The organism is Butyricimonas muris (assembly GCF_046365375.1).
GTDB classification, from domain to species: Bacteria; Bacteroidota; Bacteroidia; order Bacteroidales; family Marinifilaceae; genus Butyricimonas; species Butyricimonas muris.
This window is the reverse complement of sequence record NZ_JBKEIT010000015.1, coordinates 41,612-54,419: the sequence shown is the minus strand read 5'-3', so window position 1 is coordinate 54,419 and position 12,808 is coordinate 41,612. Positions and strand designations below refer to the sequence as shown.

The following is a 12,808-nucleotide window of genomic DNA, read 5'->3' as shown; positions in this document are numbered from 1 at the left end:
TACAATTTATAAATTTTGCAGCCTCAAAACGTGCGAAAAAGAATAATTATTAATATAAATATAACAGTTAGAACTATGTCATTTAAAATTCTCGCGATTAACCCGGGTTCAACATCCACGAAAATCGCTATATTCGAGGACGAAAACGAGAAGTTTGTAAAAAACATTAAGCATTCAGCAGAAGAGATTGCCCAATTCGACAACGTGGCTTCTCAATTCCAATTTAGAAAAGATATCATTCTCTCCGAATTAAAAAACGCCGGATTTGATATTAACGAAATTCAAGCCATTGTTGGAAGAGGTGGTTTAGTTAAACCTATCGAATCTGGTGTATACGAGGTAAATGAAGCATTAATTCATGACTTGAATAATCCCCCTCTTGGTGAACATGCTTCCAATTTAGGCGGTTTAATCGCAAACGATATCGCTAAATCGCTTAAAAACGGAGCGAAAGCATATATCGCTGACCCGGTTGTTGTTGACGAATTGCAAGACGTGGCACGCGTCAGTGGTCATCCAGCATTCAAGAGAGTTTCAATCTTCCATGCATTGAACCAAAAAGCAATCGCTCGTACCTATGCCAAAGAGATTGGCAAAAAATACGAGGACACGAATTTAATCGTGGCTCACTTGGGTGGTGGTGTTTCCGTTGGAGCACACCTGCAAGGACGTGTTGTCGACGTGAATAACGCATTGGACGGGGACGGTCCGTTCTCACCGGAACGTTCAGGTTCTCTCCCGACCGGGCAACTCGTGAAACTTTGTTTCAGCGGTACCAAAACGGAAGCCGAAATCAAGAAAATGATTAAAGGCGAAGGCGGCTTGGTGGCTCACTTGGGCACAAATGATGCTTATGAGGTAGAAATGAAAGCCAAAGAAGACCCGAAATACAAATTAATTCAAGATGCCATGTCCTATCAGGTTGGTAAGGCAATCGGTGCGATGGCTGCCGTGTTGAAAGGTAAAGTGGATGGAATCCTGTTGACCGGGGGAATTGCTTACAATCCTTTCCTCGTGGACTACGTGAAAGAAATGGTGGGTTTCATCGCTCCCGTGAAAGCTTACGGCGGAGAGGATGAAATGAGAGCTCTGGCGATGAACGGCTTAATGGTTCTTCGAGGTGAACTTACCGGAAAGACTTACAAGTAAATAAATAATTTAGGATTAGATAGTTTGAAAGTCCGCTGGAAATAATCCGGCGGACTTTTATTTTCATCACTCGTTAGCTCCAAAAACAAGGCTGTAAAGCTTTAATTAATACAAATTATTTGTAGTTTTGCAAAAACCAAAACTCGAAGTAAAAAATGAAGAAGTCTACTTATTCACTTAACATGTTAAGTCTGTTACTTGTATTTGTCATATCCGGAAATAGTATGGCGCAAGAAACATCCTTAAAGAAACAAGATTTAAAAACAAAGGCAAAAGTAACCTCATTCTTCTCCGCTTACCTGTCCGGTAAAGAGAAAGTATGTGAAGATAAAGCCACCCTCAAATTGTCGGACGTGAAGAAAATGCAGAATATTGTATGGGAGGCTTGGAAAGATGCCAATAATAACTTCACGGAAGAGAAATTAATTGACCTCGAAAAATTGGATAACACGAAATCCGGGAAATGGACTCTCCCGGCAGAACTTGAACCCAACGCTATTATGCCTTATTACTGGGGATTTAAAGGTGAAACAATCCCTGAAAACGGATACCCGTTATACTTGTACACGCATGGATCGGGACACAAGGATGCCGAGTGGAAAACGGGAATCAGTATATGTAAGAATTTTGATGACGCTCCCTCTGTTTACTTTATTCCCCAAATACCAAACATGGGAGATTATTACCGTTGGTGGCAAAAAGCCAAGCAATACGCATGGGAAAAGATGCTTCGTCTGGCCTTTGTTACCGGCAAAATAAATCCCAATAAGGTCTACTTTTTCGGAATTTCCGAAGGTGGATACGGTAGTCAGCGTCTTGCTTCATTCTATGCCGACTATTTAGCCGGAGCGGGTCCCATGGCAGGTGGTGAACCACTGAAAAACGCACCTGTCGAGAACTGCAGGAATATTGCTTTTTCTTTACGCACAGGAGCCTTGGACAGGGGATTTTACCGGAATAAACTCACCCAATACACAAAGGACGAATTTGATAGATTAGAAAAATTATACCCGGGAAGTTTTATTCACTATATCGAACTCATCCCCGGCATGGGACACGGCATAGATTACAAACCCACTACACCTTGGTTGAAGCAATATACCCGTAATCCTTATCCAAAATTCGTGAGTTGGGAGAATTTCGAAATGGACGGATTGTACCGTGACGGGTTCTACAATTTAGCCGTGAAAGAACGCTCAAATGATGATACCAAATCCAGAACCTATTACGAATTAAATATCACGGACAACCATATCGCCCTCAAAGCAGATGTGGTGACTTACAAAGCCACGGAAATAGACCCTAACTGGGGAATTGAACTCAAATGCGAGAAGAATTACCAACCCGCTACCAAAGGAAAAGTAATCATTTACCTGTGTGAAGAATTGGTAAACTTGGACAAAGAAATAACCCTAACTGTCAATGGTAAAGAGGTTTTCAAAGGAAAAGTTAAACCGGAACTCAAACACATCGTGAATAGTTGTGCAACATTCTTTGATCCCGCGAGACTTTATCCCGCGGCCATTGAAGTAGACATCGCAAATCTATAGATACCAACATATTAAAGAAAAAGACGGCGTAAAAGACAGACCATCCAACTCTTTTACACCGTCTTTTTATATAAAATATTGAAGGCAATTCTTCACCATTAACGCTATTCCAATCTTTATCGCATTCTCATCCGGTGACATTTTCGGGTTATGCAACGGGGGCATATTCTCTTGCTCTGGCGGACGAACTCCCAATACCCAAAAAGCCCCGGGAATCTTTTCCAAATAAATAGCAAAATCCTCCCCTAAAGTGAGATGATTCATCGAAATCACACGGTCTTCTCCCAAAAGTTCTGTCGCATTATTAGTCACGAATTTTGTCAGTTGCTCGTCATTCACGAGCACGGGCAACCCGTTCCAAGTTTTGTCCATGGTAAAAGTACATCCATACAACTCACAAATCTCCTTGGACTTTTGTTCTATCAACTCGAATAGCCGGTAACGCAATGTATTATCATGTGTCCTGACCGTTCCCAAAACTTCCACTTTATCGGGAATTACATTATTGCATGTTCCCCCGTGCACGGAAGTAATCGAAATCACGGCAGGAATCAAGGGATCACGGAATTTAGTGACTAAAGTCTGGTAGAATTGAATCAAACAAGCAGTTGCCAGAATCGGATCTGATCCCATGTGAGGCATTGCCGCGTGAGTCCCTTTCCCTTCGACGGAAAAGATTATATTATCGGAAGAAGCAAAAAATGCCCCCGAACGGATTCCGATTGTTCCGGTTGGCAAATTAGGAAAAACATGCTGCCCGAATATAGCTTGCGGCACAGGGGCTTTCAATAACTCCGGCAACAAAAGACGAGCTCCACCCGGCCTTTTCTCTTCACTGGGTTGGAATACGACCTTTACCGTCCCGTTCAACTCCTGTTCCCGTGATTTTAAAACAACAGCAGCCCCCAATACCATAGCCATGTGCATATCATGCCCGCAAGCGTGCATCATTCCCGGATTCAGAGAACAAAACGGCAATCCGGTTTCTTCTGTTACCTTCAAAGCATCCATATCCGCACGAATAGCCACACACTTCTCCCCTTGCCCGATCATTGCGATAACACCGGTCCCGACGGTACGATATACAATTCCGTATTTATCCAATACTTTTGTAATATAACGCTGTGTTTCCACCTCCTGCATGGCAAATTCCGGATGCTGGTGAAAATGACGCCTGAATTCCACGGCTAACGGAAAAATATCTTCTACACTCATATTTAATCCTGTTGAAATACAACTACTCTTTTATATGTATCAAAGCATTCGCCAATATAGCGGTAAGACCTCCCGTGGTAATTCCCGATGAAAAAATATTCTTTATCGTATCCGGGCAATAAGCCAGTATCTCCGGGATCAATTCAACACTTAACCCGAGTGAAAAACTTAAAGCTATCACGAGAGTCGCTTTCCGGTTAATATTCTGGGAAGCAATAATCCGGATTCCAGCTGCTGCCACCGTCCCGAACATCAACAAAGTAGCACCACCGAGCACGGGTTCCGGCATCAACGAAAAGACCAGCCCCACGGCAGGGAAAAGACCTAAAATGATCAGAAAAGCAGCAATATAATATCCCACGTATCGACTGGCAACACCTGTCAATTGAATCATCCCGTTATTCTGGGCGAAAACGGAATTCGGGAAAGAATTGAAAACCCCGGCCAAAAAAGAATTGAAACCATCCGCCAAGATACCTCCCGAGGCACTCTTGATAAACTTCTCTCCTTCCACCGGCTCACCGGAAATCATGGAATTTGCCGTAATATCCCCGTAAGCCTCAATCGCCGTGATCATATAGATCAAACCGATAGCTATAAAAGACGACCAGTCAAAAGCCAATCCGTATTTGAACGGTACCGGAATATTCACACCGGAATAGCTCTGTACCGAGGAAAAATCAATCATTCCCATGAAATAAGCGATAACATACCCGACAACCAACCCGATCACGATAGAACTCATCCGGAGATATTTGTTCGTGCTCCGGTTAAAAAAGATAATCAGCACCAACACCAATGCTGCCAATCCGAGATACTCGAAACTACCGAACGTGCCGTTAGCTTTCGCCCCTACACCACCTCCGCAAGCTGTTATCCCGACTTTCACGAGGCTCATTCCGATCAAAGTGACCACTATCCCCGATACCAACGGAGTGATAATTCTTTTAGCGTATTTAAGTACGCGGCTAATCAGCATTTCCACCACGGAACCTGCCATACACACCCCGAAAATCAAAGGCAGTCCCCCCAGTAATCCCGTTGATATAATAGGTCCGATAAACGAAAAACTGGTTCCTTGAATACACAATAACCCGGTACCGATGGGCCCGACCCGTTTACACTGAATAAACGTAGAAACCCCGGACGCGAAAAGAGCCATCGAAACAAGAAAACCTGTCGTTTCCAAATCAAGATTCAAAGCTCCCGCGATAATCAACGGCGGAGTAATAATAGCGACAAAAATAGCCAACAAATGCTGTAACGCGGCAAAGAACGCTTCTTTAAAAGGTGGCCGATCTTCAATCCCGTATATAATGGCAGAACTCACTTGTTTATTCGTGCTCATAATTTATACGGTTACCTGATTTTAATTTGACAATTATCCAGACTATCTATAATAGCCAACGATTCGATATGCACGCCTCTCTCCCGCAACGTGTCACCCCCGTGTTGGAATGCCTTTTCTATAATAAATCCCATGCCCGCGAGTTGAGCACCCGCTTGTTCGATCAAATCAATGATACCGTTCGCTGCATTCCCGTTCGCCAGAAAATCATCAATAAAAAGAACCCTATCTCCTTCTTTCAAAAAATCCCGACTGATACAAACATTATATTCCCGGTCTTTCGTGAAAGACCGAATCGTCGTGGAAATCATATTTTCCATCGTTTTGGGTTGCTTCTTCTTCGCGAAGACTACCGGTAACTCCAAAAGATACCCCACCATGATAGCCGGGGCAATACCACTCGCTTCAATCGTCATCACCTTGTTGAAATCCTTATTGGCAAAACGCCGCACGAATTCAACCCCGATAGACTTCATCAGGATCGGGTCCATTTGATGATTAATAAAACTATCCACTTTCAGAATGCCGCCTTCAAAGCATTTACCGTCTTGTAGTATTCTCTTTTTAAGTAATTCCATATACCGAATGATTATTGCACGTTTACACTGTCTAAAGGGCAAAAGTACAAAATTTTCTTGGCTTACCTTATAATACTTTCCAAATCTACAATCACAATCCGGTTATTCTGCGCATCAAAAAGTTTATCCCCTATCCGCACCGATTCTTTTCCCACTCTCAGATGTGCCACGAGCTCTCCACCGGGATTTACGACCATGGTTTCGTCCTCGTTCGCTAAAAAATGATATCCCCGGTAAGCCATATAACTTACCCAATACTGTCCCGGTTGCAGCCATACATAAGACGCCATATCCCCGTTCACGCACAATATCGCCTGCTGATTCGTGAATACATAAGTTTTCGTGGAATCACATTCGTATAAACTCTTGTACAAAGAATGCTCGTCCATCACGAAAACATTCTCGCTTACCAGATATTTCATGGCATCTTTCTCCTGATCGTATATAAATTTAAGAGGAGAAATACCCCGTATACTATCTATCGGGAATTTAAGCATATACTTTTCAAACAAGGTGTATAACGTGTCGCCTCGCAATTGCACGTAATTAATTTTGCCCAACTCCTTGGGATAGGCCGAAAAAGAATTTTGAAATCCCGTTTCTTTGTTGAACGAAGCGATAAAAGTCTGTCCCCATGCGGGATAAAGAGTACCCACTTTACCATACCCTAAACTGACCATATATAACAAATTGTCCTTAGTGAACAGCAAAGACTGAGCGGCGATTTTGCGGGGCACTCCCTGCAGCCACAATACTTTCCCGTTTCTATCCAAACAGAATACCCGATCGCATGAGGCCACGTAAATCTTATCATCTTCCATGTAAATATTCGATACCAGACTCTGCATTAACTCTTCTTTCCCCCGCTCGAACGGCAGATCTTTCAAAAACAGCTCATGCCGCCAGACCTTCCCGCTTTTCACGTTGAGCCCGTACAACGCGTCGGAAACCACAAACACAAGGGAATCATCCTTCCCGTTCATCTCCGTCCAACCGTATTTAGTATATAAATGGTTTTCCCATAAAACTTCACCGGTCTTCACGTCAACACCCTGCAACTTCGGGCGAGGTGACGATGATGTCAATTTGTACCCCATTGCTATTCCCCATTTTTCACTCGCGTGCGAAAAGTGATTTTTATGCTGCCACAAAATCTTTCCCGTATTACGGTCATAACAGGCAGTGTTATTTCCGGCTTCCAACAACAATATACTTCCGATAGGATTCAGCCGCTCGTATTCATTAATTTATTTTCTCGCGCCATAACACTTTTTCATTCTCCGCGTCCACGGTTAACAACACCCCCGCGTTCAAAGGATTTCCTGATCGGGATAACCTTTCCAATTGCACGAATAAAGAAAGATTTATCGTATCCGGATACATGTAACGTATATTCCCGTCAAAAACAATTTCCCGTCCCGAGATATTTATTTGACGTTCATAATCCCTACCCACGATACGGTTGGCTATTTCTTCATCGTCAACTTTACGGCGGGCTTGTGCGTCCGCCTCGGGAACAACCATCACGCATACCAAAATCAATATAGAAAAACGTATAAAATGTAATGTTGTAACCATAAGTGCGGACTTTTAAATCTATTCCTACAAATATAGAATATTTCTTTAAAGAAAAAAAGAAGGTTCATAAAGTCAAAGAATATATCCCTACAACTTTACGAACCTTATAAACCTTATGAACTTTATAAACTCAGCCTAAAGTCCTTTTTGTTTCTCAACCCACAACCGTGCATTCACGAATGCCTCTATCCACGGGCTCACTTCGTCATTTTCACGTCCCTCTGCATAATACGCCCAGTTCCACGGGTGTATAGAACGTTCCAAATGAGGCATTATCGCCAGATGGCGACCGTCCTTACTGCATATTGCTGCGGTGGCAAACGGCGAGCCGTTCGGGTTGGCGGGGTATGTATCATGCGAGTAACGTACCGGAATATTGTACTCTTCCTGACCGTAAGGCAGATAGAACTTCCCTTCCCCGTGAGCAATCCAGATTCCCAATCGTGTTCCGGCCATAGTCTTCAACATCACGGAATTGTTTTCCTCGATATCGACACTCAGGAAAGCCGACTCCAACTTGTGGGAATCATTATGCAACATCTTCGCTTTCTCCTTGTGTTCCGGGTAAATCAAATCCAACTCCACCATCAATTGGCAACCGTTGCAAACCCCCAAGCTCAAAGTATCTTCACGTTTGTAGAAATTTTCCAAAGCGATACGAGCCTTCTCGTTATACTTGAAAGCTCCTGCCCAACCTTTAGCTGAACCGAGTACGTCCGAATTGGAGAATCCGCCCACGAACACGATAAAATTCACGTCTTCGAGAGTTTCCCTACCGGTAACCAAATCGGTCATATGCACGTCCTTCACGTCAAATCCAGCGAGATGCATCGCCCAAGCCGTTTCGCGCTCGCATTGGCATCCTTTCTCCCGGATAATAGCCGCCTTGATACCCGACGATTTCGTGCGGTTTCGATCTAACCCGAATTGTGCCAGTTTTCCAGTGAACGATGGGGCAAACTTGTATTTTAACTCGTGATGTTTGTAATTCTTGTATCTTTCAAGAGCTAATTCATTACCGCTCTGACGACGATCCAGCAAATAAGACGTCTTGAACCAAAGATCCCGCAAAGACGGAATATCGAGATTCAACACGGTAGCGTCCTTCTTGATATTCAACTTCCCAGCTTTACCCGTACGTCCCAAGAAGTTATAAGCTACCCCGGCTTCATCCAAGATAGCGGCAACCTTCTTGCAATCCTTGATTTGTACCAACACGCCCGGGTTTTCGGCAAACAATATCTTCACGATATCCTTCTCTGCTAAATAAGAGAAATCAATATCCAGTCCCAAACGATTGTCTGCAAAACACATTTCAAGCAACGCGGTAATCATACCTCCTGCCGAGATATCGTGTCCGGCAAGAATATACCCCTCGTCCACCAAACGCTGAACGGCAGTGAAAGCAGCGGCGAAATAATCTGCGTCCTTCACGTCCGGGGTTTCTCGTCCCACCTTGTTCAATATCTGGGCAAAACTGGAACCTCCCAATTTCAACTTATCGAAAGAGAAATCAATATAAACGATTTCCGTATCCTTATCCGCCTTCAATACCGGGGAAACGATTTTCTTCACGTCGATAACCTCTCCCACGGTAGAAACGATCAACGTACCCGGTGCGTATACTTTATCCTTGCCGTATTTCTGCGTCATGGAAAGGGAATCCTTTCCCGTCGGGATATTGATACCCAACTCTATCGCGAAATCACTGGCAGCTTGTACCGCTTTATACAAACGGGCATCCTCTCCGGCGTTCTTGCAGGGCCACATCCAGTTTGCCGACAGGGAAACACCCCGCAGTCCCTCTTCGACCGGAGCCCAGACTAAATTAGTCAAAGCCTCGGCAATAGCCAACCGGGAACCATTGGCAGGATCAGCCAACGCGGCAACCGGGGCATGCCCGATAGAAGTCGCAATACCTCTCTCCCCGTGATAATCCAATACCACGGCACCCAAATCGTTTAACGGCAATTGCAACGGTCCGGCACACTGCTGATGAGCCACCCGACCGGATACGGAACGGTCGACCTTGTTCGTCAACCAATCCTTACAAGCCACCGCTTCGATTTGTAATACCTGCTCGATATACTCTTCAACTTTATCGGCACTATATTCTATCTCTGCAAAGTGTTCTTTTTTACTCTTGTCCTCCATGATCGTCTTCGGCGGATTCCCGAACATATCGGTCATCTCCAAGTCGATTGGCTTCTCCCCGGTCTTCCCGTCCTCGAACACGAAACGGTGATCTCCGGTCGTTTCCCCTATCACGTACATCGGTGCGCGTTCGCGGTCAGCCACCCGTTGCAATGTTGCCACGTCCCCGGATTTAATCACGAGTCCCATGCGCTCCTGCGATTCGTTACCCACGATCTCCTTGTCGGAAAGTGTCGGGTCCCCCACGGGCAACTTATCCAGATGAATCAAACCTCCCGTTTCTTCCACCAATTCGGACAAGCAATTCAAATGCCCGCCTGCCCCGTGGTCATGAATAGACACGATCGGGTTATTCTCGCTTTCCGCCATAGAACGGATCGCGTTACATACCCGGCGTTGCATTTCCGGGTTGGAACGTTGCACGGCATTCAACTCGATAGCGTTGGCATACACACCCGTGTCAACCGATGAAACGGCACCGCCGCCCATACCGATACGATAGTTGTCACCACCCAACAACACAACTTCCTCACCTACTTCCGGGGTATGTTTCGTTGCTTGGTCTTTATTACCGAACCCGATACCCCCGGCTTGCATGATCACTTTGTCGTAACCATACGTTTTCTCGTGTTCTTCGTGCTCGAAAGTCAGCACGGAACCCACGATTAGCGGTTGACCGAATTTATTGCCGAAATCCGAAGCCCCGTTCGAAGCTTTGATTAATATATCTTCCGGAGTCTGGTACAACCACTTCCGGGGATCAATAGCCTGTTCCCACGGGCGGTCTGCGTCCAAGCGAGGGTAGGAAGTCATGTAAACAGCCGTACCCGCTAACGGAAGAGAAGCCTGCCCCCCGGCAATACGGTCGCGAATTTCACCACCCGTACCGGTTGCAGCTCCATTGAAAGGCTCTACCGTTGTTGGGAAATTGTGCGTTTCCGCTTTCAACGAAATCACCGTGTTAATATCCCTCTGCGTGTAGAAATCCGGTTTATCCTGTGATACCGGGGCAAATTGCACGCTGGCAGGTCCCTCGATAAAAGCACAGTTATCCTTGTAAGCCGATACAATACGATTAGGATTCGTCTTGGAAGTCTTCTTGATCATGGCAAACAAGCTTTCCTCCTGCTCTTCCCCGTCAATAATAAACCTTCCGTTAAAAATCTTGTGCCGGCAATGCTCCGAATTTACTTGCGAGAACCCGAACACTTCCGAATCCGTCAAACGACGGTTCAACTTCTTGCTCAAACTCTCCAAATAAGAAATCTCGTCCTCGTTCAAAGCCAACCCTTCCTGTTGATTGTAAACCCGTATATCCTCGATATACACGATCGGGTCCGGCTTCTTGTCAATCGTGAATGTATCTTGATTCAACCCCTTGTAGAATGCCTGAAGCATCGGGTCAAAAGTTGCTTTCTCATCTTCAACGCAAGTAAATTCCTCGATCCTCAATATCCCGGCAATCCCCATGTTCTGGGTAATCTCCACGGCATTCGTGCTCCACGGGGTAATCATTTCCCGGCGAGGCCCCACGAAAAAGCTATCCAGAACATCCTCCCGCACTCTCTTCGCACCACTGAACAACCATTCTAATTTACTTACATCTAAAGGATTTTCCGTATCTTTATAGTGTACGGCATACACTGTTGCATCTTTTTGATAGAATACTATAGCCATGCGTTTTATTTGTTTATTTTCAACTACACGTGTTCGCACCGCGAATATAATAAAAAATTCCCCGCCAGCCTCTCAACTCGCGGGGAAAAAACCGGACAATTCGCATGAAACCGCTTTTTGCCCGGTCCATAAAGTCACGGGCGTCCCCTTCGGACTGTGTTCATCGGCAGCTTTGCTGCCGTAAGCTAAGCGCCCGCAGGGTCTATGGACTTTATGGACCTTATGAACTTTATAAACCTTTGACTAATAGGGCAAAAAACACTACTCCGGTTGAACCGTCACGCTATTCGACGCCTTTCGCTTGTCCTTCGACAACATGAAAGCGTAAAACACGAGATTCTCTTTACTCCATCCCTCGTCCATCGCGATCGATGTTGAACCCGCTTCCTTACGGTTCCGGCAAGCTTCCACGATCATCTCCTTTTTGGTCTTCTCGTAAACCACCACGTGCAACACGTCCGTCGGGTTAGCTACCGTGTTCCACCGAGTTTGAGCCTCCTGTGAAACCATCACCTTGCCGTTCTCCTCGTCCACCGTGATAGTCACTTTACCGTTTTGCAAAGAACCGGCGGCACACTTGAGTTTTTCGAAATCAATCGTGGGCTCGTAATTCTCGTCCACGGTTACTGCCGCCATGTTCGATGACACGAACGCGTTATAGAACGTGCTTCCTCCCTTGCGTCCCGGGAAACCAAGGGCTGCCGCCGGGGCAAAATACCGGGAAACCTCTTCCAGTGCCTTCAACTTCGCCCGTTGCGTCAATTGCGCGGGTGTCCGCGGGTTGCGCACTGTGTTCCTCTTGCCTCGCGCGATACTGTACCCGTTCGCCCCGGCGTACATCGTCACGTTAGCCACTGATTTTCTCACGTCTCCCAACAAAAATGATTTAAATAATGCCATAATCTCAAATTTTAAAATAAAACATATATTCATAACACGAAATGTAAATTCTCCGAGAAATCATCTCTCCCCGCCGACCCGAAGAAACAATAAAAATGCACCTTCCCTCTCTCCTCGTTCGTGAGTTCTATCTCCACGAGTTCATCCCCTCGAATTGCCTCGGTTTCTCCCGGTCCGATAATCCGGAAATTCTTGTCCTCCGTCATCACCACGCACCACAATTCGTCCGCCAGCCGCTCATCGCTCAACATATCTTCATTCCTCCACGTCAAACGAACCTTATCGCCTTCCCGGCACGCTTGTAAATCATGGGGCAAACCCAAGCCTCCCGAGCTAAAACGCACCAAATCATACAGCAATGCAGTCCCGTTAAACGCCCGGATATTGGCCTGCACGAAAAGATTATACGCCGAACGCTTCTTTCTCCGCCCCACGGCCTGCCACACGAGAGCCAATAGCGTCTGCCGGACAACCCCGTAAAACGTGACCGTTCCCCGCATTCTCTCCCTGTAATACAATTGCAACTCCGAACGACAATCCTTCACCTGTCCCGGGGATGTTCTCATGTAAAGATTATCCCCTACCTGATAATAAATTACCCTCCCTATCTGCCCCGAAAAACGATTAAACACACTTGAATAACAACGAGCCATAACAAC

At 45.6% G+C, this 12,808-nt stretch carries 10 protein-coding genes; 2 read left to right on the top strand and 8 right to left on the bottom strand.

The annotated features are described in order from the left end of the window. Window positions 1-75 precede the first annotated feature (75 nt). On the top strand, window positions 76-1,149 hold the full coding sequence (buk, locus tag ACK8P8_RS20490; RefSeq protein WP_186975393.1) for a butyrate kinase: 1,074 nt from the start codon (window positions 76-78) through the stop codon (window positions 1,147-1,149). Window positions 1,150-1,304: 155 nt separating this feature from the next. Next, the gene (locus ACK8P8_RS20485) at window positions 1,305-2,699 is read left to right on the top strand and encodes a hypothetical protein (protein ID WP_410026228.1); all 1,395 of its coding nucleotides are present in this window, start codon (window positions 1,305-1,307) and stop codon (window positions 2,697-2,699) included. Window positions 2,700-2,765: 66 nt separating this feature from the next. Here ACK8P8_RS20485 and ACK8P8_RS20480 read toward each other — a convergent pair whose 3' ends face one another. The 8 genes from ACK8P8_RS20480 to ACK8P8_RS20445 all read right to left on the bottom strand — a co-directional run bounded on the left by ACK8P8_RS20480 (window position 2,766) and on the right by ACK8P8_RS20445 (window position 12,802). Beyond that, the gene (locus tag ACK8P8_RS20480) at window positions 2,766-3,914 is read right to left on the bottom strand and encodes a M20 metallopeptidase family protein (protein ID WP_410026227.1); all 1,149 of its coding nucleotides are present in this window, start codon (window positions 3,912-3,914) and stop codon (window positions 2,766-2,768) included. Between the two features lie 22 nt (window positions 3,915-3,936). Next, window positions 3,937-5,262 (bottom strand): nucleobase:cation symporter-2 family protein, encoded by a 1,326-nt coding sequence (locus ACK8P8_RS20475; RefSeq protein ID WP_410026226.1) that lies wholly within the window; start codon window positions 5,260-5,262, stop codon window positions 3,937-3,939. Window positions 5,263-5,273: 11 nt separating this feature from the next. Further along, window positions 5,274-5,840: a xanthine phosphoribosyltransferase gene (gene xpt, locus ACK8P8_RS20470; protein ID WP_099292489.1), complete on the bottom strand. Its 567-nt coding sequence runs from the start codon at window positions 5,838-5,840 to the stop codon at window positions 5,274-5,276. A gap of 62 nt (window positions 5,841-5,902) precedes the next feature. Continuing rightward, entirely contained in the window at window positions 5,903-7,042 is a 1,140-nt protein-coding gene (locus ACK8P8_RS20465; protein WP_410026225.1) for an outer membrane protein assembly factor BamB family protein, read from the bottom strand. Between the two features lie 40 nt (window positions 7,043-7,082). Beyond that, complete coding sequence (locus tag ACK8P8_RS20460) at window positions 7,083-7,418, bottom strand: hypothetical protein (protein WP_410026224.1); 336 nt, start codon at window positions 7,416-7,418, stop codon at window positions 7,083-7,085. A gap of 135 nt (window positions 7,419-7,553) precedes the next feature. Further along, on the bottom strand, window positions 7,554-11,249 hold the full coding sequence (gene purL / locus ACK8P8_RS20455; protein WP_410026223.1) for a phosphoribosylformylglycinamidine synthase: 3,696 nt from the start codon (window positions 11,247-11,249) through the stop codon (window positions 7,554-7,556). Window positions 11,250-11,510: 261 nt separating this feature from the next. Next, the gene (locus ACK8P8_RS20450; RefSeq protein ID WP_410026222.1) at window positions 11,511-12,149 is read right to left on the bottom strand and encodes a DUF6266 family protein; all 639 of its coding nucleotides are present in this window, start codon (window positions 12,147-12,149) and stop codon (window positions 11,511-11,513) included. 29 nt (window positions 12,150-12,178) lie between these two features. Next, window positions 12,179-12,802 (bottom strand): hypothetical protein, encoded by a 624-nt coding sequence (locus ACK8P8_RS20445; protein ID WP_410026221.1) that lies wholly within the window; start codon window positions 12,800-12,802, stop codon window positions 12,179-12,181. Window positions 12,803-12,808: the final 6 nt, after the last annotated feature.